Consider the following 22,215-nt stretch of genomic DNA (forward strand, 5'->3'; position numbering starts at 1 on the left):
GAAGCCAGTCTTGCAGGCGGCTACGACAACGCGTCATGCGGTTACGGCGTCGACCTCGTCGTAGGCCTCGCGGGCGGTGCAGGCAGTGTGCATGGGCATCTCGGTCAGGCCCGGGTAGTAGACGTGCAGGCTCACCGCCGGCTCCAGCGCGTCGTTGACGACCTCGTGCACGTACCCCGGCGCGAACACCCGCTGGGACCCGGCGCCCAGCGCGCGCGTGCCCCGCTCGGTCCGCTCGGTCAGCGTGCCCTCCAGGACGGTGAGGACGCCGGAGGAGCGGCCGTGGTCGTGCAGCCCGCTGCCCTGACCGGGCACCCAGGACAGCAGCCACACCTCGTAGCCGGGCCCGGTGCGCAGCCGGTGGTACCAGCGGCTGGTCGCGTCGTACTGGACGAGGTGCGCCCACTGCGAGCGGTCGGCGGCGATGGTGCGGGCCAGTCCGGCGAACTCGGCGACGGTGGCCGGGTGCTCGCGGGGGGCTTGGAGGAGGTGCGGGACCTCGAGGAGGTCGCCGGCGATCTGGAGGTCGTTGTCGCTGTTCATGGGGTGCGGTGGGTCCTCGGCGAAGAGTGGGGGGCTGGCTGGGTGTCGCGTACCGTCCGCCCGGATCGCGGGAGGACAGGAATGCCCAGGTGCGGGCGGGGCACTGGCAGCCGAGTCACGGTGGACTCAGGAGCAGCCGGAGCGCGATGGGCTCAACAGCTGGAACAGCAACAACAGCTACAGCGAGCGCGGGCAGCACCGTGGGACCCGGCCGTGCGGGTCGAGGTGAGTGCCAAGTTCGCGAGCATGCCCACAAGGACAGCGGCTCACACCTTCACTGTCAACTCGACACCCTCGAAGTGGGACAAGTTTCACCTCATCCGGTCCATCTCCAAGGTGAAAGGTTTGTGCAGGCGGTGACCGGGACACATGGTGCGCACAACCGGGCGCAGGGGCCGCGCGACGTCGCTAGGACTCCGCACGACTTCCACGCGCGCGTACGGAACGAGTTCGAACTGACGGGCGTCCTTCCCCGTACAGGTCCGAAAGGCCTGGCGCGGCTCGGCGGCCCTTTCGGGTCTCGTCTGCTTGTCAAGGTTTATGCCGATTTGAACACTTTCAGCAAGGCCTTGGTTCCGCAGAGTGAATAAGGGGCCCAATAGCAGATCTCGGCTTGACTCGCCCGGAGCAGCACACTTGTAATTTCACTCGTGTCGTTCAGCCGAAATCGGTAACGGCCGTCACACGGGGACGCGAAGACAGACGAGGGGCGCACATGACCGAGCTGGTGCAGCAACTGCTGGTCGACGACGCGGACGAGGAACTCGGCTGGCAGGAGCGCGCGCTGTGCGCCCAGACCGACCCCGAGTCCTTCTTTCCCGAGAAGGGCGGCTCCACCCGCGAGGCCAAGAAGGTCTGCCTCTCCTGCGAGGTCCGCTCCGAGTGCCTCGAGTACGCCCTCGCCAACGACGAGCGCTTCGGCATCTGGGGCGGCCTGTCGGAACGCGAACGCCGCCGACTGAAGAAGGCCGCCGTCTGACCCGAGGCAGGCCTCACCGCACTTCTCGTACGCAACCGCACGGCCCGTCGCACCTGAGTTGTCCACAGGCGGCGGGACGCCGTCTTGCCCAGCCGATAGTGTGGGCGCTCGTCCGAGACGCCTCGCCGCCCCCTCAGGGCACAGGCGTCCACCGCAGTCCACCGAACCGGGGCCCGTACCTCGATGTCCGTGCACAGCCACACGGCAGCCCAAGACCACGCTGCCACCCCTGAGTTCCCGCGTCACGTGGTGACCGCGGTGCTCGTCTCCCACGACGGCGCCCGCTGGCTGCCCGACGCGCTCGCCGGGCTGCTCGGCCAGGAGCGCCCCGTGCAGTTCGCCATGGCCGCCGACACCGGCAGCGCTGACGACTCCGCCCGGCTGGTCACCGAGGCCCTCGGCGCCGACCGGGTCCTGCACCTGGCCCGGCGCACCGGCTTCGGCCAGGCCGTCGAGGAGGCGATCCGCACCGCCCCGGTCCTCACCCCGGACGAGCTGCCGTACCTGAAGCGGCCGAGCGGCTGGGACCCGGTCACGCGCACGTGGCGCGACGACGCCTACGACCTGCCGGAGTTGCCGCACGGCGAACCGGTCCAGTGGCTGTGGCTGCTGCACGACGACTGCGCCCCCGAACCCGACGCCCTCGCCGAGCTGCTGCGCGTCGTGGAGAACGAACTGGAGCTCGGCCGCGACGACGTCGCCGTCGTGGGCCCCAAGCTCCGCGGCTGGTACGACAAGCGGCAGCTCCTGGAGGTCGGCGTCTCCATCGCCAACTCCGGCCGCCGCTGGACGGGCCTGGACCGTCGCGAACAGGACCAGGGCCAGCACGACCACGTCCGGTCCGTGCTGTCGGTGTCCACCGCCGGCATGCTGATCCGCCGCGACGTCTTCGAGCGGCTCGGCGGCTTCGACCGGCACCTGCCTCTCATGCGGGACGACGTCGACCTGTGCTGGCGCGCCCAGGCCGCCGGCCACCGCGTCCTCATCGCCCCCGAAGCCGTCGTACGCCACGCCGAGGCGGCCTCCCGCGAGCGCCGCACCGTCGACTGCGCGGGCCGCACCACCGCCTCCCCGCACAAGGTCGACAAGGCCGGCGCCGCCTACACCCTGCTCGTCAACGCCCGGACCGCCGCGCTCCCCTGGGTGCTGGTGCGCCTGGTCCTGGGCACCCTGCTGCGGACCGTCGCCTATCTCGTCGGCAAGGTCCCCGGACAGGCCCTCGACGAGATCCGCGGGCTCCTCGGCACCCTGCTGCGGCCCGAGCGGATCATCGCCGGGCGGGGCAGGCGCGGCAAGCCGGCCGTCGACAAGGACGAGCTCAGACCGCTCTTCCCGCCGCCCGGCGCGACCGTGCGGGCCACCGTGGAGCAGGTCGCCGGCAACCTCTTCGGCGGCTCCGACGCCGAGGTCTCCACGGCGGGCCGCCACGGCGGCGGCATCGAGTCCGGACCCGGCGGCGACGACGCGGAGTTCCTGGAGATCGAGCAGTTCGCCCGCCTCAAGCGCATCGCTCGCAAGCCGGGCCCCGTGCTCTTCCTGGTGCTGCTGCTGGTCGCCCTGGTCGCCTGCCGCAACCTTTTGGGCGGCGGCGCGCTCGCGGGCGGCGCCCTGCTGCCCGCCCCCGCCGACGCGAGCGAGCTGTGGTCGCGCTACGCGGACGCGTGGCACGCGGTGGGCGCCGGCGGCACCCCGTCCGCGCCGCCCTACCTGGCGATCATCGCCGCGCTGTCCTCCCTGCTGTTCGGCTCGACCGGCCTCGCGCTGACCATCCTGCTCGTCTGCTCGGTGCCGCTGGCCGGCTGCACGGCCTACTTCGCCTCCCGCCCGCTCGTCGAGTCCCGCCTCCTGCGCGCGTGGGCGGCCGTCGTCTACGCCTTCCTGCCCGCCGCCACCGGTGCCCTCGCCGGCGGCCGGGTCGGCACCGCCGTCCTCGCCGTCCTGCTGCCGCTCATCGCGCGCGCGGGCGTCGCGGCCGCCGGGCTGACGAACAGCACGGGCGCGCGGGGCAGTTGGCGCGCCACCTGGGCGTTCGCCCTCCTGCTCACGATCACCACCGCCTTCACGCCGATCATCTGGCCGATCACGCTGATCATCGGCATCGGCCTGCTGGTGGTGCGCCGCACCGACATCACCGCCTACGGCCTGCGCTTCCTGGCCCAGTTCGGCACCCCCCTGCTGGTCCTCGCGCCCTGGTCGCTGACGCTGCTCCCGTTCGGCTTCTTCGAGCAGGCGGGCCTGGAGTACGGCTCCTCGGCCGCCTCCGCCCTGGACCTGCTCGGCGCGAGCCCCGGCGGCCCCGGCACCGTCGAAGGGCTGATGCTCATCGGCGTGGTGCTGGCCGCGCTGGCCGCCCTGCTGCGCACCGAGCGGCAGTTCGGCATCTGGACGGCCTGGGCGGTCGCCCTGGTCGGCCTCGTCTTCGCGGTCCTGTCCAACGAATCGACCTGGGCCGGCCCCGCCACCCTCGTCTACGGTCTCGCCCTGCTCGCCGCGGCCCTGCTCGGCGCCGACGGGGCACGCGCGCGCGTGGCGGAGCAGAGCTTCGGCTGGCGCCAGCCGGTCGCCGCGCTGATCGCCTTCGCCTCGGCCGCGGGCCCGCTGCTCGTCGCCGCCGGCTGGATGATCGGCGGCGCCGACGGACCGCTGGAGCGCCGCGACCCCGTGCAGGTGCCCGCGTTCGTCGCCGAGGAGAGCGGCACCCGCGACCAGGCCCGCACCCTCGTCCTCGACAGCGACTCAACCGCCCACGTCGGCTACATGCTGGTGCGTGGTTCCGGCGCCCGACTCGGCGACGCCGAACTCGCCGCGGCCGACGGGGAGAACGGCAGGTTGGACAAGGTCGTCGCCAACCTCGTCGCGGGCTCCGGCGCCGACCAGGCGGACCAGCTCGGCGGTTTCGCCGTGCGCTACGTCCTCGTCCACCAGGGCGCCCCTCGCCAGGTCACGCGCGTGCTGGACGCCACCCCCGGCCTGACCCGGCTCAGCCAGCAGGACGGCAGCGGACTGTGGCGGGTCGACCAGGAGGTCGCGCGCGCGACGATCGTCGCCAAGTCCGGGTCCGGCACCGCGACACCTGTCGCCGCGGGCCCCGTCGACATCCACACCACGATCCCGTCCGGCGCCGACGGCCGGATCCTGCGCCTCGCCGACACCGCCGACGAGGGCTGGACGGCCACCCTGGACGGCGAGCCGCTGACCCGCACCACCGTCGACGGCTGGGCCCAGGGCTTCGAACTGCCCTCCTCCGGCGGCAAGCTGGACGTCACCTTCGACGACCCCTTCACCCACACCCTGTGGCTGTGGATCCAGGGCTCCCTCGCCGTCGTCCTCGTGGTGATGGCCCTGCCCGGCCGCCGCCGCGACGTCGACGACGACCTCCCCGAGGAACCGGCCGTCCCCGCCCAGGCCGTGGCGGGCGAGGGCCGCCGCGCCCGCCGGCTGCGCGCCCAGGCCGAGGCCGAGGAGACCGCCGGCCCCGAGGACTTCCCCGCCCCTCCCCAGCAGGCCCCCGCCGAGGTCCCGCAGCAGCAGTCCTACGGCGACTGGGACGCCCCGAGCCACGCGAACGCCGAGTACGGCGGCTACACGGACGACCAGTACCAGCACGCCCAGCAGTACCCGGCGGGCGGCTACGACCAGCAGCCGTACCAGGCGGAGCCCTACCAGGGCGGCCAGTACGACCCGTACGCCTACGGCGGGCAGAACCAGCAGCCGTCGTACGACCAGACGTACGGCGGCCAGTACGAGCAGCAGCAGTACGACCAGGGCTACGACCCCGCGTACGACCCGGCGCGGCAGCATCCGGGTGCCCCCGGCAGTGAGCGCCCCGACGGGAGTCAGCAGTGAACCGCACCACCGTGTCCCTCATCGCCGGCACCGCGGCGCTCGCCGCCGTCACCGGGTTCGCCACGCTCAGCTCACCGCGGGCCGCCGACACCGCCAGGACGGCCGCCGAGCTGCCCGTGGAGCGCACCAGCCTGCTGTGCCCCTCGCCCAGCACCTCCGACATAGCGGAGACGTCGTACACGTCCTTCACGCCCGTCACCAAGGACGCGGGCAGCGGGGGCACGGCCGAACTCCAGGCGGCCGCCGAGGAGTCGGACGGCAAGAGCAAGAGCAAGGGGAAGGGCAAGAAGCCCGGCAAGCCGGTCCTCGAACCCCAGGAGCCCGGCAAGCCCGCCACCGGTGACACCTCCGGCGGCGACGCACCGGCTCTCGTCGGCACCGCCGAGGGGAAGTTCGCGCCCGGCTGGACCGTCCAGGAGACCACGGAGGTCGCCGCCGGCTCCGGACGCGGGCTGCAGGGCGTCAACTGCTCCGCCCCCGACACCGAGTTCTGGTTCCCGGGCGTGAGCACGGCCGCCGATCGCACCGACTACGTCCACCTGACCAACCCCGACGACTCCGCCGCCGTCGTCGACATCGAGCTCTACGGCAAGGACGGCGCCCTCGACTCCACGCTGGGGGAGGGCATCACCGTCGCGCCGCACTCCAGCGACCCGATCCTGCTGTCCACGCTCACCGAGGAGAAGCAGGAGAACCTCACCGTCCATGTGAACGTCCGCAGCGGGCGCGTGGGCGCGGCCGTGCAGGCGCTGGACGACAAGCTCGGCGGCGACTGGCTGGCCGCCTCCACGGACCCGTCCGGCAGCCTGGTGCTGCCCGGCATCCCGAAGGACGCCACCGCCGTCCGCCTGATCGCCTTCACGCCCAGCGACTCCGACGCCGACCTGAAGGTGCAGCTCGCGTCCCCGTCCGGCCTGATCACCCCCGCCGGGAACGAGACGCTGCACGTGAAGGCGGGCATGACGACCTCCGCCGACCTCGGTGACGTCACGCGCGGGGAGGCCGGTTCGCTGGTGCTGACCCCCACCGACACCTCCGTGCCGGTGGTCGCCGCGCTGCGGGTCGTCCGCGGCAAGGGCGACGACCAGGAGACGGCGTTCATCCCGGCCACGCGTCCGCTCGGCACGCGCGCGACGGTCGCCGACAACAGCGCCAAGGGCACCACGCTCTCCCTGACCGCCCCCACGCGCGCGGCCACCGTCAAGGTCACGGCCTCGGCGGGCAGCGAGGGCGGCGAGGCCGTCTCGAAGACGTTCACCCTCAAGGCGGGCACCACACAGAACGTGGCGGCCCCGACCCCGACCGGCCTCAAGGGCACGTACGCCCTCACGGTGGAGCACGTCTCGGGAGGCCCGGTCTACGGCGCCCGCACCCTGGCTGTGACGGAGGAAGGCGTCCCGGGCTTCACGATCCAGACCCTCCCGGACGACCGGGGCATGGTCGCGGTGCCGGAGGCGGACCAGGATCTGTCGGTGCTCCAGAAGTAGCCCGGGACGAGCCCGGAACGATCCGCGGGCGGTTCAGTCCTCGCCGTACCGCGGATCGACCGTCTCGGGAGTGAGCCCCAGCAGCTCGGCCACCTGCTCCACGACGATCTCGTGCACCAGCGCCGCCCGCTCGTCGCGCCCCTTGCTGCGGATCTCCACCGGACGCCGGTAGACGACCACGCGCGCGGGGCGCCCCTCACGCGCGGGAATCGTCCCGCCGAGCGGCACCGCCTCGTCGTTCCAGGACTGCCCGTCCAGCCGGGGCACCTCCAGGACCAGGAAATCGATGTCGGCGAGCTGCGGCCAGCGCCGCTCCAGGCGCTCCACGGAGTCCTGCACCAGGTCCGCGAACGCCTCGGCCCGGCTCGCGGCGAGCGGCACCTGCGGCGGGGCGATCGGGCCGCGCATGCCTCGTCCGTGGCGATCACGGCGGCGGGGCCCGGGGCCGGTGGCGCGGGGCGGTACGGGGTTGTCCATCACTGGTGAAGGGTAATCCTCGCCGCACTCCCGCGCCCGGCCCCCACGCCATACCCCGGACACGGTCCGAAACGACGTACGGCCGCTTCGTACGGCATGTCGGCGGTTGACCATTCAAGCCAAGGTTGGGCTCGATTCCGTATCTCTCCGAGACCGTCGATCCCTGGGCAATTGACGGGGTTTGTACCAGGTGGTGACCGCGCCGCGGTCCGTTCGGGTCCTCGAAAACGGGTGTCCGCGCAGGTCATGGCGGTGCGACCGGAGTGGCGTGTGGGGCGTTTCACAGCACGACACGGTGGGGTGACCTGGGGGAGAGTCGTCGCGGCCCGCTCAAGAGTGCGGTACCGTCCAACGTCGTGAGCCCTGTACGTCGCTGTTCGCGCACCGCTTGCGGCCGTCCCGCCGTCGCGACGCTGACGTACGTCTACGCCGACTCGACCGCGGTCCTCGGCCCGCTCGCCACCTACGCCGAACCCCACTGCTACGACCTGTGCGCCGAGCACTCCGAGCGCCTCACCGCCCCGCGCGGCTGGGAGGTCGTCCGGCTCCTTGACGGCTCGGCTCCGGCCCGGCCCAGTGGGGACGATCTGGAAGCGCTTGCCAACGCCGTGCGTGAGGCGGCCCGTCCGCAGGAGCGTGCCGCCGAGGCCGGCGGAGCCCGGCGGGCCGACCCGATGGAGGTCGCGCGCCGCGGCCATCTCCGGGTGCTGCGCTCTCCCGACAACTGACCTGATCTTCCAGTCGGGGACGCCCGTCCGTCGACGGTGCCTGGACGCGGACCACTCCGCCGGGCGAAGCGAGAAACCGCTTCCTGTGTGGCATCTCCCGGGCTGTCCGCCCTCGTCGGCGCTGCCTCTCGTGATCGTCCTCGTCCTGCCGGTGGCGTCCGGGTGAAGGCGGGCCTGGCGAGCCCCACAGGCCTTCTGGCGGCCGCTCCGGTCGCTCGGCTCCCTCAGGGCATGCCGCTGGGCCAGATCGTCTCCAGTGCCGCCCAGGGGGCTGTGTCGGCCTGTTCCCCAGCCTGTGGAGCTGGTGGCCGACACCACGCCGGTCGCCTCCGGCGCCATGGGCACACCGGTGGTGACACTCGCTCAGGTCACTCGGCTGCCGCTGGACGGGGTGACGTCCGTGGTGGGTCGTCAGACGCCTTTGCCGGGCCCCGTGGTGCCGCTGGTGCTGGTGTTCCCGGTCGACGGCGGACGGAGCCCGCGCGAGACCTGGCTGCCCGCGCTGGCCTGCGGAATCGCCTTCGCCGTCGTTCAGTTCGCGGCCTCCGACCACGTCTTAGCCAACCGGCCGACATCGGTGCCGCCTCGGCCCATGCGGGCGCGCCCTTGTCGCTGTGCCACGCGCGTGCGTGCCGATCGACGAGGCCCTACGACCGTCCGTGCTGACCTGCGCGCGCAGCGACGACCTCGACGAGGCAGTGAAGTCCTGCCTCAGCCGTCGGCAAGATGACCTCGCCGCAGAACCTCACCCTCGCCTGCGCGGCCGTCGGGCTCGCGGGCCGCTAGGGGACCTGCCGCCCAAGGTGCCGCCCCGGAGCCTCGGACTGCTGCTGGTGATGTGCCCGATCGTGGTCGAGCAGAGCTCACCCCGACTGGACCGGATGCTGCCCTGACCTCACACGACGGCTGAGCGTCCGCTCGGCTCCCGCACTACGCGCTGTCAGTGCCTACGGGTAGTTTGTGGTGCCCGACAGGACTTCAGAAGGGTTGGCCGTGGCTGATCTGTCACAGCTCGTGAAGGCGTACGACGTGCGCGGAGTCGTACCCGACCAGTGGGACGAGACCCTGGCCGAGCTCTTCGGCGCCGCCTTCGTCCAGGTGACCGGGGCGAGCGCCATCGTGACGGGCCACGACATGCGGCCCACGTCCCCCGCCCTGTCGCGGGCCTTCGCGCGCGGGGCGGCCGCCCTCGGCGTGGACGTCACCGAGATCGGCCTGTGCTCGACCGACCAGCTCTACTACGCCTCCGGCGCGCTGGACCTCCCGGGCGCAATGTTCACCGCCTCCCACAATCCCGCCCGGTACAACGGCATAAAGATGTGCCGCGCGGGCGCGGCCCCGGTCGGCCAGGACACCGGCCTCGCCGAGATCCGTGAACTGGTCGAGCGGTGGAGTGAGACGGGCGCCCCCAAGCCTGCGGCCTCGACGGGCACGATCACTCGGCGGGACACGCTGGAGGACTACGCGGCCCACCTGCTCTCCCTCGTCGACCTGACCGCCGTCCGCCCCCTGAAGGTCGTCGTCGACGCGGGCAACGGCATGGGCGGCCACACCGTCCCGACCGTCTTCGCAGGACTGCCCCTGGACACCGTCCCGATGTACTTCGAACTGGACGGCACCTTCCCGAACCACGAGGCCAACCCCCTCGACCCGGCCAACATCGTCGACCTCCAGCAGCGCGTCCGCGAGGAGGGGGCCGACCTCGGCATCGCCTTCGACGGCGACGCCGACCGCTGCTTCGTCGTCGACGAGCACGGCGACCCGGTCTCCCCGTCCGCCATCACCGCCCTCGTGGCCTCCAGGGAGCTCGCCAAGCACGGCGGCAAGGGCACGGTCATCCACAACCTGATCACCTCCTGGTCGGTCCCGGAGGTCGTCGAGGAGAACGGCGGCACACCGGTACGCACCCGCGTGGGCCACTCCTTCATCAAGGCCGAGATGGCCAGGACCGGCGCGATCTTCGGCGGCGAGCACTCCGCGCACTACTACTTCAAGGACTTCTGGAACGCCGACACGGGCATGCTGGCGGCCCTGCACGTCCTGGCCGCGCTGGGCGGCCAGGAAGGCCCCCTGTCGTCCCTGGTGGCCCAGTACGACCGTTACGTCGGCTCCGGCGAGATCAACTCCACGGTCGCCGACCAGACGGACCGCCTGGCGGCGATCAGAGCGGCCTACGAGGGCCAGGAGGGCGTACGGCTCGACGAACTCGACGGCCTCACCATCACCACCTCCGACTGGTGGTTCAACGTCCGCCCCTCCAACACCGAACCGCTCCTGCGCCTGAACGCGGAGGCGAGGGACGAGGCGACGATGGCGAAGGTGCGGGACGAGGTACTGGCGATCATCAGGGCCTGACCCTGTGGGGGGCGAGGTATCCCGTCGGGGGCGAGGTATCCCGACCTCGCCCCAACCCCGGCGCCCAACTCTCCCCGGCGGTACCCTGACCAGGCACATCCGCACAAGCAGCCGTATCCGCCCCGAAGGGAACCCCCATGCCGCTCGAAGCCGGCCTCCTGGAGATCCTCGCCTGCCCGGCCTGCCACGCCCCCCTCAAGGAGCAGGACGCCGAGCTGATCTGCACCGGCCAGGACTGCGGCCTGGCGTACCCCGTCCGCGACGGCATCCCCGTCCTCCTCGTCGACGAGGCCCGCCGCCCCGCGTAAGCGCCCCCGCAGCCGTAGGCGGAACGGCGCCCCGGCCGCCGCAGGCGACAACGACACAGCGACCCCCAGCGACCACCGGTGTCCCGGACGCGCGCGACCGACGGCCCGGCGAAGCGACAATCCGGCGTCCCGGAGACCCGCCGAAGCATCCGGCGTCCCGGAGACCCGGCGATCGGAGGCTGCCGCCCCATGCTCGACGAATCGCTGCTCGACACCCCCGATGCCCTCTCGCAGGCTGACCGCCGAGGCCTGCTCCGCGGCGCCGCCGAGGCCGGCGCCCGCGTCCGCACAGCGGCCCGGCACGCCGCCGAGGCCGGGGTGAACGACCTCAAACCCGACGGCCGCCCCCGCGCGGTCCTCATCGCGGGCCCCGGCGCCGCCGCCACCCACGTGGCCGACCTCCTCGGCACACTCGCCGGCGCCGGCAGCCCCGTCACCCGCCTCGCACCCACCGGCGTCGCCCCCGCCGCGGGCGCCCTGCGCTGGGAACTCCCCGGCTGGGCGGGATCGGTCGACCTGCTCCTGATCGCCACCCCCGACGGCACCGAACCGGGCCTGTCCCTGCTCGCCGACCAGGCCTACCGCCGCGGCTGCACGGTCGTCGCCGTGGCCCCCGCCCACACCCCGCTCTCCGAGGCGGTCGAGGGCGCCCACGGCCTGTTCGTGTCCATGGCGACGGCCCCGTACGAGCAGGACACGCCCCTCACCGCGTCCGCCCCCGGCGTTCTGTGGGCCCTGCTCACCCCGCTCCTCGCGATCCTCGACCGCACCGGCCTGCTCACCGCCCCGCCCGACACCCTCGAGAAGATCGCCGGCCGCCTGGACCACATCGCCGAGCGCTGCGGCCCCGCCATCGCGACCTACAGCAACCCGGCCAAGACCCTCGCCGCGGAACTCGCCGACGCGCTCCCCGTGATCTGGACCGAGGGCACCTCCGCGGGCCCCGCGGGACGGCGATTCGCCGCGGCCCTCGCCGAGCTCTCCGGCCGCCCGTCCGTGGTCGCCGAACTGCCCGAGGCCCTCGCCGCGCACAGCACGCTGCTCTCCGGACCGCTGGCCGCCGGCGCCGACCCCGACGACTTCTTCCGCGACCGCGTCGAGGAACCTCCCGCGCTGCACGCACGCGTGGTGCTCCTCCGCGACCGTCCGATCGGCGGTCTCAGCGCCGCCCCGGCCGCCCGTGACCTGGCCCTGAGCCACGACACGCCGATCAGCGAGCTGGAACCGGAGTCCGGGGGCGAGATCGAGACCCTCGCGGAACTGATCGCCGTCACGGATTTCGCCGCCGTTTACCTGGCGCTCGCCTCGGGGGCCTGACCTTGCCCGGGACGCCCTGAACACCACCCGTCGAACATCAGGGCCGCCCTGACCGCCGTACGACAGAAAGAACCCGATGGACCGCCTCGACAACACCATCCGCCCCTACGCCTGGGGTTCCACCACCGCCATCCCCGAACTCCTCGGCGTCCGGCCGACCGGTGAACCGCAGGCGGAGATGTGGATGGGCGCCCACCCGGGAGCCCCCTCACGCACCGGCCGGGGCACACTCGTCGAGGTCATCGACGCGGATCCCGCGCGTGAGCTGGGCGAGGCGGCCGTCGCCAAGTTCGGCCCCCGACTGCCCTTCCTGCTCAAGATCCTCGCCGCGGGCGCCCCGCTCTCCCTCCAGGTGCACCCCGACCTCGCCCAGGCGAAAGAGGGCTACGACGACGAGGAGCGCCGCGGCATCCCCGTGGACGCGGGCCACCGCAACTACAAGGACGCCAACCACAAGCCCGAACTGATCTGCGCGCTCACCGAGTTCGACGGCCTGTGCGGCTTCCGCGAACCCGCGCGCGCGGCCGAACTGCTCGACGCGCTCGGCGTCGACTCCCTCAAGCCGTACGTCGACCTCCTGCACGCCCACCCCGAGGAGGCGGCCCTGCGCGAGGTCCTGACGGCCGTCCTGACCGCCGACCGCGCGGAGATGGCCCACACGGTCACCGAGGCCGCTGCCGCCTGCGCCCGGCTCGGCGGCGACCACGCCCCGTACGCCGACATCGCCCACCACTACCCGGGCGACCCGGGCGTCATCGCCGCCATGCTCCTCAACCACGTCCGACTCCAGCCGGGCGAGGCCCTGTTCCTCGGCGCCGGCATCCCGCACGCCTACCTCAGCGGCCTCGGCGTCGAGATCATGGCCAACTCGGACAACGTCCTGCGCTGCGGCCTGACCCCCAAGCACGTCGACGTCCCCGAGCTGCTGCGCATCGTCCGCTTCGAGGCCGCCGACCCGGGCGTGCTCCGCCCCGAGGCGTCCCCCGACGGCGAGGAGGTCTACGAGACCCCCATCGACGAGTTCCGGCTGTCCCGGTATGTCCTCCCCGAAGGCGCCGCCACCCACGACCTGACCCGCCCCACCCCGCAGATCCTGCTCTGCACGGCAGGTTCCGTGCGAGTCGGGGAACACGAACTGAGCCCCGGCCAGTCGGTGTTCGTACCGGCGGGCGAGACGGCCGGTGTGTCCGGCACGGGCACGGTCTTCCGGGCGACCGTGATCGTGTGACGGAGATGTGCGACGAAGACGTGCGACGAAGACGTCGGACAGAGACGTGTGATCGTATGACCGGCCCTGTGGACGGCTGAGACGTCCGTGCCGGGGGAGGCTGCAAGAATGGCCCTCCGGCAAAGGACCGGCAAAGGCCTGTACGGCGTAGAGGCACTTGAGGCGAAGGGACAACGCGACCAGATGAGCGCGTCAGGCGGAACCAAAGCGATCGTGGCGGCACTCGGCGCCAACCTCGCGATCGCGGCATCGAAGTTCGTGGCGTTCGCGTTCAGCGGCTCGTCCTCGATGCTCGCCGAGGGCGTGCACTCGCTCGCCGACTCCGGGAACCAGTTCCTGCTGCTCCTCGGCGGCAAGAAGGCCCAGCGCGAGGCCACCCCGCAACACCCCTTCGGCTACGGCCGCGAGCGCTACATCTACGCCTTCCTGGTCTCCATCGTGCTCTTCTCGATCGGCGGCATGTTCGCCGTCTACGAGGGCTACGAGAAGATCAAGCACCCGCACGAGATCGAGCATTGGTACTGGCCGGTGGGCGTCCTCGTCTTCGCGATCATCGCCGAGGGCTTCTCCTTCCGGACTGCCATCAAGGAGTCCAACCCGCTGCGCGGCGACCTCTCCTGGAAGGAGTTCGTGCGCCGCGCCAAGGCGCCCGAACTCCCGGTCGTCCTCCTGGAGGACTTCGGCGCACTCGTCGGCCTGATCCTCGCCCTCGGCGGTGTCGGCCTTGCCCTGCTCACCGGCGACGGCATCTGGGACGGCATCGGCACCCTCTGCATCGGCATCCTGCTCATCCTGATCGCCCTCGTCCTGGCGGTGGAGACCAAGTCCCTGCTGCTCGGCGAGGCGGCCGGCATCGAGGCGGTCCAGAAGATCGAGGCCGCGATCGTCGACGGCGACACCGTCACCGGCATCATCCACATGCGCACGCTCCACCTCGGCCCCGAGGAACTGCTCGTCGCCGCCAAGATCGCCGTCCAGCACGACGACACGGCCGGCGAGGTCGCCTCGGCGATCAACGCCGCAGAGTCCCGCATCCGCGAGGCCGTCCCCATCGCTCGCGTCATCTACCTCGAACCGGACATCTACAGCGAGGCCGAGGCCGCCAAGGGCCCCGACCGGGAGGCGACCCCCGGGGGGCCGGCGCCGCATCCCGCCGAGCACTGAGCACCGGTTCGCAGCGGCTGAACGGGCCCGCGTCCCCGCACCGGGGGCGCGGGCCCTTCGCTCACCCGATCTCGCCCAGCACGTCCAGTACGGCCCGCTCGTCCGGCGCCGCGATGAGCCGCTCCCGGAACCCGGTGTCCATCAGCTTCCGCGACAACAGTGCCAGGATGCGCAGGTGCTCGTCGCCGGCGGCCGCCTCCGGCACGGAGATCATGAAGACCAGCCTGGCCTTCGTACCGTCCAGCGAGCCCCACTCGACGCCCTCGGCGGACCGCGCGAAAGCGACGACGGGCGCGGACACGGCATCCGTCTTGGCATGGGGGATCGCGATCTCCTCCCCGAGCCCGGTGGTCCCCTGCTCCTCCCGCCGCAGGGCGGTGGCGACCAACTCGTCCACATCCGCCACCTTGCCGGTCCGGGCGAGCAGCTCCGCCATCTCCCGTATGGCTGCCTCCTTGTTCCGGGCGCCGAGGGCGATCTTCACGGTCTGTTCGGTGAGGTAGCCGGAGAGGACTTCGCGGTCGGGTGTGGCCGGGGGGTCGACGTCGGCTTCGGCCGCGAGGATGTCGTGGGGTTTGGCGGCGGTGCCTGGCTCGGATCCGGCGTTGGTCCTGGACCTGGTGGTGTCATCGACCTCGGGGTCGGCTTCAGCGTCCGTCTCGGCGTCTGTGTCGGCATCGGCGTTCGTCTCGGCATCGGTACCGGTTTCGGCCTCGGCATTGGTCCCGGTGGGCGTGTCGGCTACGGTCCTGGCGTCAGCGTCAGCGCCCGCACCGTCACCGGCGTCGGCACCCACGTCCTGGGCCCCAGCCGGTTCCGCCTCCCTGTCGGGCGCGCTCGACGAGGTGACGATCCGCTGTGCCGCCACGGCAGCGGCGGCTCCACCGGCCGCCGCACCGGCGCCCACTCCGACCAGCGCCGGCTCGAGGGGCCCGGCCGCAGCCGGCTCGCTCACGCCCGGCTCACCCAGGTCCGGTTGAGTCAAGCCCGGCCCGCCCACCGGCGCCCCACCCTCGCGCCTGCGCTCGCTGATGTCGACCAGCGTGACCGTCGTCAACGCGGTGACCGCCGTGCCGATCAGCACGGCCACGAAGAACACCGGCACCCCGCTCACCGCACCCAGCACCGCAACGATCGGCCCGCCGTGCGGCACGGCGTCCTCGACCCCGGCGACACCGGCGATCGCGCCGGCCACCGCGCCACCGAGCATGTTGGCCGGGATGACCTGCGCGGGTCGCGCCGCCGCGAACGGGATCGCGCCCTCGGAGATGCCGAAGCAGCCCATGAACAGCGCGGCCAGCCCGGTCTCCCGCTCCTGCTCGGTGTAGAGCCGCTTCCGGATCAGCGTGGCCAGGCCCTGACCCAGCGGCATGACCGGGATCGCCACCGCACACATGCCCATGACCGTCTGGTTGCCGGTCGCGATCAACCCCGTGCCGAACAGGAACGCCGTCTTGTTGACCGGGCCGCCCATGTCGAACGCGATCATGAGCCCCAGAATCGCGCCCAGCAGGATCGCACTCGTGCCCGTCATCCCGCCGAGCCAGTCGGTCAGGTGCTCGAACACCCAGGAGATCGGCTTCCCGATCACGTAGATGAAGAACAGCCCGAGCACCGTGGTCGCCACGATCGGGATCACGATGATCGGCATGATCGGCTGCACGAACTTCGGGACCTTGACCTTCTTGATCCACACCACCAGATATCCGGCGAGGAACCCGGTCACGATCGCCCCGATGAACCCGGCGCCCGCCTTCGAGTCGTACAGCGAACCCGTGTTCGCGATCCAGCCACCGATCATGCCGGGCACCAGCGCGGGCCTGTCCCCGATGGCATGGGCGATGTACCCGGACAGGATCGGCACCATCAGCGTGAAGCCGATGACGCCGATGTTGTTGACGTCCATCCAGAAGGAGTCCTTCGGGATGACCAGCCCCCCGGACGGGTCGGTGTGACCGCCGAGCGAGAGCGAGATCGCGATCAGCAGGCCGCCGACCACCACGAACGGGATCATGTAACTGACCCCGTTCATCAGCGCCTTGTACCCGACGCTCCGCTCCTTGCCACCGGCCGACGCCGATGCGGCCGGGGTGCTGCCCGACGTGTGCACGGGCGCCGATCGCACCCGCTCGATCAACCGCTCGGGATGGTGGATCCCCTCGGCCACCCCCACGGTCAGGATTCGCTTGCCCACGAATCGGCTCAGATCCACGTCCTTGTCCGCGGCGACGATGATGCCGTCCGCAGTGCTGACATCGTTGTCATCAAGGATGTTTTCAGCCCCGATCGATCCCTGCGTCTCCACCTTCATGTCGATGCCACGGCTCGCGGCCGCCTGCGCGAGCTTCTCCGCGGCCATGTACGTGTGCGCGATGCCGGTCGGGCACGCGGTCACCGCCAGCAACTTAACCCGCTGCCGCTCTCTTTCGCCGCCCGTGGGGGGAGGTCCGGCCGGACTGGTCACGTCGATCTCCTCACGCCTTTGTCACACGGAAGCGCCGTCCCGGACGCCCCGCGAGATCGACCGTCTGTCCCGATCGCCTCGCATCCTCCCTCACCTGCCCCGGCCGCCCGACGAGCAAAAGTCCCCGCACGACCTGGTCTTTGCCGCCTGTTCCGAAGTGCGTAGGTCTGTTGTCACCGCCGTCGGGGCACCCTGCCAGGACAACTGACAGCACCCCGCCGGTCACCCCTGATCGGCCTGATGTGTTCGGAGGCGGACTGGGGTGCCCCGCCCGACCGGTGTAGCTTGGGACGGAGCCAGACGTCGCTGCTGATGGCGGTCGGGCGGTCCCACCGCGGACCGACCGAGGGAGAGAGGGCCTCCGACGGACTGCGCTGCGCGCACCGGGCATGCCTGTGTCCTCTTCGGGCACCCCTGTGTCCGCCGCCGCGCAGACCAGCCGTACCCACCTCGCCCCAACCCCGAGGAGCAGCTCGTAATGACGACTGTCGACAACCGGCAGGACTTCAAGGTCGCCGACCTCTCCCTGGCCGAGTTCGGCCGCAAGGAGATCACCCTCGCCGAGCACGAGATGCCCGGCCTGATGGCGATCCGCAAGGAGTACGCCGAGGCGCAGCCGCTCGCCGGCGCCCGCGTCACCGGCTCCCTGCACATGACCGTGCAGACCGCCGTCCTCATCGAGACCCTCGTCGCCCTGGGCGCCGAGGTCCGCTGGGCGTCCTGCAACATCTTCTCCACCCAGGACCACGCGGCCGCCGCCATCGCCGTCGGCCCGAACGGCACCGTCGACAACCCCCAGGGCGTCCCGGTCTTCGCCTGGAAGGGCGAGACCCTGGAGGAGTACTGGTGGTGCACGGAGCAGGCGCTGACCTGGCCGAACACCCCCACCGGCGGCCCGAACATGATCCTGGACGACGGCGGTGACGCCACCCTCCTGGTCCACAAGGGCGTCGAGTACGAGAAGGCCGGCAAGGTCCCCTCGGTCGACACCGCCGAGAACGAGGAGGCCCGGGTCGTCCTGGAGCTCCTGAACCGCACCATCACCGACGGCTCCCAGAAGTGGACCCAGCTCGCCTCGGAGATCCGCGGCGTGACCGAGGAGACCACGACCGGCGTCCACCGTCTGTACGAGATGCACCGTGACGGCACCCTCCTGTTCCCGGCGATCAACGTGAACGACGCCGTCACCAAGTCGAAGTTCGACAACAAGTACGGCTGCCGTCACTCCCTGATCGACGGCATCAACCGGGCCACCGACGTCCTCATCGGCGGCAAGACCGCGGTCGTCTGCGGCTACGGCGACGTCGGCAAGGGCTGCGCGGAGTCCCTGCGCGGTCAGGGTGCCCGTGTCATCGTCACCGAGATCGACCCGATCTGCGCCCTGCAGGCGGCGATGGACGGCTACCAGGTCACGACGCTGGACGAGGTCGTCGACAAGGCCGACATCTTCGTCACCACGACCGGCAACAAGGACATCATCATGGCCTCGGACATGGCCAAGATGAAGCACCAGGCGATCGTCGGCAACATCGGTCACTTCGACAACGAGATCGACATGGCCGGCCTCGCCGCGATTCCCGGCATCGTCAAGGACGAGGTCAAGCCGCAGGTCCACACCTGGACGTTCCCCGACGGCAAGGTGATCATCGTCCTGTCCGAGGGCCGCCTGCTGAACCTGGGCAACGCGACCGGTCACCCGTCGTTCGTGATGTCCAACTCCTTCGCGGACCAGACCCTGGCCCAGATCGAGCTGTTCACCAAGCCCGACGAGTACCCGACCGACGTCTACGTGCTGCCCAAGCACCTCGACGAGAAGGTCGCCCGCCTCCACCTGGACGCGCTCGGTGTGAAGCTGACCCAGCTGCGCCCGGAGCAGGCGGCGTACATCGGCGTCGAGGTCGACGGCCCGTACAAGCCGGACCACTACCGCTACTGAGCCGTACGGCACAGCAGTAGTCCCTCAGAGGCAGGCCCCCGCACCCCCGTGTCGGGGGCCTGCCCCTTTGGCCCAGTGACCCTTCTGCTCTCTTGCTCCCTCGCCGTGTGACCTTCAGGCCGGACAGCCCGTCAGAACCCAGGACACCCATGCCCCGCGGCCGTTATTCGCTCCACGATCCGCACGATCACACCCCCCTCGCGGAAGAACACTTTCAGTGCGCCCCCGGCCCGTCCGGCTGGCGCTACGTCTCTCAACTGACCACCCCCGCGGGCGACCACAGCGGCTCGGTCGACCTCACCCTCGACGAACTCGGCCGCCCCATCCGCCTCGAACTGCACGCCGCGAGCTGGCAGGTACGCGGCGCAGCGCTCGACGGCGTCACCTGGGTCCGCACGGACCCCACCGGGACCCACGCCACGGAAGGCAACGTCCCCGCCCACGCCTTCACCGGCACATCCCCCGCGTTCCTCGTCGCCACCACTCGTCTCCTGCGCCTCACCCCCTCCGCATCAGCAACCCGCGTACGCCTCGTGGCCTTCACGGACCCCGTCCTCGCCCCGCGCACCGTGGACCAGTCCTGGACCTTGCTGAAAAGAGAAGCACACGCCACTGACAACGGCCCGCTGACCGTGGAGGAATACCAGGTCACAGCCCTGGACACGGGCGAGCAGCACACCGTGCACATCGCCGGCGACGTGGTCCTCGCGGCCCCCGGGATCGAGCTGGAGGACCTCGAATCACCGCCGTCGAGGTTCCCTGAAACACCGCCCGGCTGACGGCCCTCAGCGGAAGCCCGCTCCGGCACCCGACATCAGCGAGGCCGCGGGCACCTTCGGGATCACGCCGGCGGCACGAACCCGGAAGTGGGCCCGCCCTCCGACCGCACGGTGGGCGCAGGTCCCCCGGAGGACTCCCCGGCCGGTACGCCAGGACGTTCCACGACAGGAGCCGGAGCCGGAGCCGCCTCGACGCCGTACGAGACAGGCGGCTGAGGAGAGACCGGACCGGTGGGCCGAACCCCCGGATGCGGGTACCCACTCTGCATCCCGACCGCCGCAGGGCCGGGCACCACGGCAGGAAACGTCCCGGCCCCCGCAGCACCGCTGCCGAAGGCCCGCCGGGACTCGCGAGCCTGCCGCTCCTGCACCACCGCCGCCAGATACGCGCCCGGCGGCACATCCCGCGGCGCCGGAGCGCCCGTACGCGCAGCGAGATCGGACGCCAGACGCTCCGCCATCGCCCAACCGACCTGCGGATCGAGCTGGTGCATCCGCGTCAGGTACTGACGGATACCAAGCCACAGGCCATCGGGAACCGCGGACAGATCGAGCTCGGAGAACCGGCCGGCCAGCCAGGGCGGTGGCGGCGGCACGAATCCGCTGGGCGCCACGGGAATCCGCTCCCGTACGACCAGCGTCCCCGCGAACACGTCACCGAGCCGACGCCCACGCGCCGAGACGAGCGAGGCGATACAGGCCACCACCCCGAACGTCATCAGGATCTCGACCACACCGATCGCACCCCGCACCAGCGCATGCCGGAACCGGATGGGCCCGCCGTCGTCCCGCACCACGCGAAGCCCCACGGCGAGCTTCCCCAGCGACCGCCCGTGGCTCAGCGTCTCGACCGCGATCGGCCCGCCCACCAGCACGAGCAGGAACGCGGCGATCGACAGCGCCATCTGGGCCGCGTCGTCAAGAGAAGCGGCAGCGGCCACCACCGCGATGGTCACGGCGATGTACACGACCACGGCCACGACCAGGTCGATCAGCACGGCCAACGCCCTGCTGGGCAGCCTCGCAGGGCGCAACTCCAGCTCCACCGCCTCGCCCGTCACCAGCTCACTCACGTCCGCCGCCCTTCCCCTGACCTGCCTCGTGAACAGCCAGTCTGCCAAGCTGAGGGCGCATCGCGTCGCAGTACGACAAGCTGACATCCACGACGGGCCGCCGCCGATCAGCCGAGGAGCAGGCAAACCGATGGACCTCGACGTCTTCGTCACCGCCCACCGAGCCGAGTGGGACCGCCTCGACGCCCTGCTGCGGCGCCAGCGCCGCCTCAACGGCGCCGAGACGGACGAACTCGTCGCCCTCTACCAGCGCACGGCCACTCACCTCTCCCTGATCCAGTCCAGCGCCCCCGACCCACAGCTCACCGGCCGACTCAGCCAACTCGTGGCACGCGCGCGTAGTGCCGTCACAGGAACCCGCCGCGCTTCTTGGCGCGATGTCACCCGCTTCCTCGCGTACGGCTTCCCAGCGGCCGTCTACCGATCACGCCACTGGTGGGTGCCCACCGCGCTCCTGTCCACCGTCGTCGCAGCCCTCCTGGGCTGGTGGATCGGCACCCACCCCGAGGTGCAGTCCTCCATCGCGGCCCCCAGCGAACTGCGCGACCTCACCCGCCCAGGCGGCCAGTACGAGACGTACTACTCGAGCCATCCCGCCGCGTCCTTCGCCGCTCAGGTGTGGACGAACAATGCGCAGGCCGCCGCCACATGCCTGGTCCTGGGAATCTTTCTGGGCCTGCCGGTCCTCTGGATCCTGTTCCAGAACATGCTCAACCTCGGTATAGGAGTCGGCCTGATGTCCTCGGCCGGCCGCCTCGACACCTTCCTCGGCCTCGTCCTCCCGCACGGCCTGCTCGAACTGACCGCGGTCTTCGTCGCCGCCGGCACGGGCCTGCGCCTCGGTTGGACCCTGATCGACCCGGGCCCCCGCTCCCGACGCACCGCCCTGGCCGAGGAGGGCCGAGCGGCCGTCGGCATGGCGATAGGCCTCGCCCTGGTCCTCTTCGTCTCCGGCGCCATAGAAGGCTTCGTCACACCCTCGGGCCTGCCCACCTGGGCCCGCATAGCCATCGGGATCCTCGCCGAGCTGACCTTCCTCGCCTACGTCTTCGTCCTGGGCGGACGGGCGGCGCGTGCGGGGGACACGGGCGACGTGGAAGCAGCCGAGCGCAGCGCCGGTGTCCCCACCGCCGCCTGATGTGCAGGTGACCGTACAGAGCTGCTAGTGTCTTCTTCGCCCCACGGGAGCCGTTGACACGGCCGATGCGGGGAGGTAGATTCGAACAGTTGCCTGGAGCCGGGTTCACCCCGCTCGGCAGCGGTAAGTGTCTGTCTGCTTCTGGAAATCTTGATTTCAAAGAAGCCTCTTCCCGATGAATCGGAAACGGATGGCCGGTCAGACCGGCCTGAAACTTCTGATAATGTCGGAGCCGCCGGAAAGGGAAACGCGGAAGCGGGAACCTGGAAAGCACCGAGGAAATCGGAACCGGAAACGGTCTGATAGAGTCGGAAACGCAAGATCGAAGGGAAAAGCCCGGAGGAAAGCCCGAGAGGGTGAGTACAAAGGAAGCGTCCGTTCCTTGAGAACTCA

Annotated in this window: 16 protein-coding genes and 1 pseudogene; 13 read left to right on the forward strand and 4 right to left on the reverse strand. The window is 71.3% G+C overall.

The genetic code is table 11. The features are described 5' to 3' along the window. Positions 1-33: 33 nt before the first annotated feature. Positions 34-543 carry a cysteine dioxygenase family protein gene (locus ABZ098_RS22470; RefSeq protein WP_356593730.1) on the reverse strand — a complete coding sequence of 170 codons (510 nt, stop codon included), beginning with the start codon at positions 541-543 and terminating at the stop codon, positions 34-36. Positions 544-1,258: 715 nt separating this feature from the next. Here ABZ098_RS22470 and ABZ098_RS22475 point away from each other — a divergent pair. From ABZ098_RS22475 to ABZ098_RS22485, 3 genes are all read left to right on the forward strand, one after another. Beyond that, the gene (locus ABZ098_RS22475; protein ID WP_003990679.1) at positions 1,259-1,522 is read left to right on the forward strand and encodes a WhiB family transcriptional regulator; all 264 of its coding nucleotides are present in this window, start codon (positions 1,259-1,261) and stop codon (positions 1,520-1,522) included. 183 nt (positions 1,523-1,705) lie between these two features. Further along, complete coding sequence (locus ABZ098_RS22480; RefSeq protein ID WP_356593732.1) at positions 1,706-5,368, forward strand: glycosyltransferase; 3,663 nt, start codon at positions 1,706-1,708, stop codon at positions 5,366-5,368. Further along, a complete protein-coding gene (locus ABZ098_RS22485; RefSeq protein WP_356593734.1) occupies positions 5,365-6,855 on the forward strand; it encodes a DUF5719 family protein in 1,491 nt (496 codons plus the stop codon). The genes ABZ098_RS22480 and ABZ098_RS22485 overlap by 4 nt, the downstream gene beginning before the upstream one ends. A gap of 33 nt (positions 6,856-6,888) precedes the next feature. On the opposite strand, the gene ABZ098_RS22490 is transcribed toward ABZ098_RS22485, so the two are convergent. Next, positions 6,889-7,332 carry a metallopeptidase family protein gene (locus ABZ098_RS22490; RefSeq protein ID WP_356593800.1) on the reverse strand — a complete coding sequence of 148 codons (444 nt, stop codon included), beginning with the start codon at positions 7,330-7,332 and terminating at the stop codon, positions 6,889-6,891. A 356-nt stretch (positions 7,333-7,688) separates the two neighbouring features. On the opposite strand from ABZ098_RS22490, the gene ABZ098_RS22495 reads away from it, so the two are divergent. From ABZ098_RS22495 to ABZ098_RS22525, 7 genes and pseudogenes are all read left to right on the forward strand, one after another. Beyond that, positions 7,689-8,060 carry a DUF3499 domain-containing protein gene (locus ABZ098_RS22495; RefSeq protein ID WP_020120748.1) on the forward strand — a complete coding sequence of 124 codons (372 nt, stop codon included), beginning with the start codon at positions 7,689-7,691 and terminating at the stop codon, positions 8,058-8,060. Between the two features lie 87 nt (positions 8,061-8,147). Beyond that, positions 8,148-8,953 (forward strand): annotated as a pseudogene (locus ABZ098_RS22500) (L-lactate permease). Between the two features lie 94 nt (positions 8,954-9,047). Continuing rightward, positions 9,048-10,415, forward strand: a complete 1,368-nt coding sequence (locus ABZ098_RS22505) for a phosphomannomutase/phosphoglucomutase (protein WP_356593736.1) — start codon at positions 9,048-9,050, stop codon at positions 10,413-10,415. 137 nt (positions 10,416-10,552) lie between these two features. Next, complete coding sequence (locus tag ABZ098_RS22510; RefSeq protein WP_020940431.1) at positions 10,553-10,723, forward strand: Trm112 family protein; 171 nt, start codon at positions 10,553-10,555, stop codon at positions 10,721-10,723. A 189-nt stretch (positions 10,724-10,912) separates the two neighbouring features. Then, the gene (locus tag ABZ098_RS22515; protein WP_356593739.1) at positions 10,913-12,040 is read left to right on the forward strand and encodes an SIS domain-containing protein; all 1,128 of its coding nucleotides are present in this window, start codon (positions 10,913-10,915) and stop codon (positions 12,038-12,040) included. A 76-nt stretch (positions 12,041-12,116) separates the two neighbouring features. Next, on the forward strand, positions 12,117-13,268 hold the full coding sequence (manA, locus tag ABZ098_RS22520; RefSeq protein WP_356593741.1) for a mannose-6-phosphate isomerase, class I: 1,152 nt from the start codon (positions 12,117-12,119) through the stop codon (positions 13,266-13,268). Positions 13,269-13,451: 183 nt separating this feature from the next. After that, positions 13,452-14,432: a cation diffusion facilitator family transporter gene (locus ABZ098_RS22525; protein WP_356593743.1), complete on the forward strand. Its 981-nt coding sequence runs from the start codon at positions 13,452-13,454 to the stop codon at positions 14,430-14,432. Positions 14,433-14,493: 61 nt separating this feature from the next. Here the strand turns inward: ABZ098_RS22525 and ABZ098_RS22530 are convergent, their stop codons facing one another. Next, positions 14,494-16,896, reverse strand: a complete 2,403-nt coding sequence (locus ABZ098_RS22530; protein ID WP_356593745.1) for a fructose-specific PTS transporter subunit EIIC — start codon at positions 16,894-16,896, stop codon at positions 14,494-14,496. 478 nt (positions 16,897-17,374) lie between these two features. Here ABZ098_RS22530 and ahcY point away from each other — a divergent pair, with 478 nt between their 5' ends. Both ahcY and ABZ098_RS22540 read left to right on the forward strand, forming a co-directional pair. Then, positions 17,375-18,832, forward strand: a complete 1,458-nt coding sequence (gene ahcY, locus ABZ098_RS22535) for an adenosylhomocysteinase (protein ID WP_356593747.1) — start codon at positions 17,375-17,377, stop codon at positions 18,830-18,832. Positions 18,833-18,981: 149 nt separating this feature from the next. Then, positions 18,982-19,611, forward strand: a complete 630-nt coding sequence (locus ABZ098_RS22540; protein WP_356593749.1) for a hypothetical protein — start codon at positions 18,982-18,984, stop codon at positions 19,609-19,611. A 62-nt stretch (positions 19,612-19,673) separates the two neighbouring features. Here the strand turns inward: ABZ098_RS22540 and ABZ098_RS22545 are convergent, their stop codons facing one another. Continuing rightward, complete coding sequence (locus ABZ098_RS22545) at positions 19,674-20,684, reverse strand: RDD family protein (RefSeq protein WP_356593751.1); 1,011 nt, start codon at positions 20,682-20,684, stop codon at positions 19,674-19,676. A 130-nt stretch (positions 20,685-20,814) separates the two neighbouring features. Here ABZ098_RS22545 and ABZ098_RS22550 point away from each other — a divergent pair, with 130 nt between their 5' ends. Then, entirely contained in the window at positions 20,815-21,822 is a 1,008-nt protein-coding gene (locus tag ABZ098_RS22550; RefSeq protein ID WP_356593753.1) for a stage II sporulation protein M, read from the forward strand. Positions 21,823-22,215: the final 393 nt, after the last annotated feature.

Origin of the sequence: Streptomyces sp. NPDC006335 (assembly GCF_040612795.1) — a bacterium.
Classification (GTDB): Bacteria; Actinomycetota; Actinomycetes; order Streptomycetales; family Streptomycetaceae; genus Streptomyces.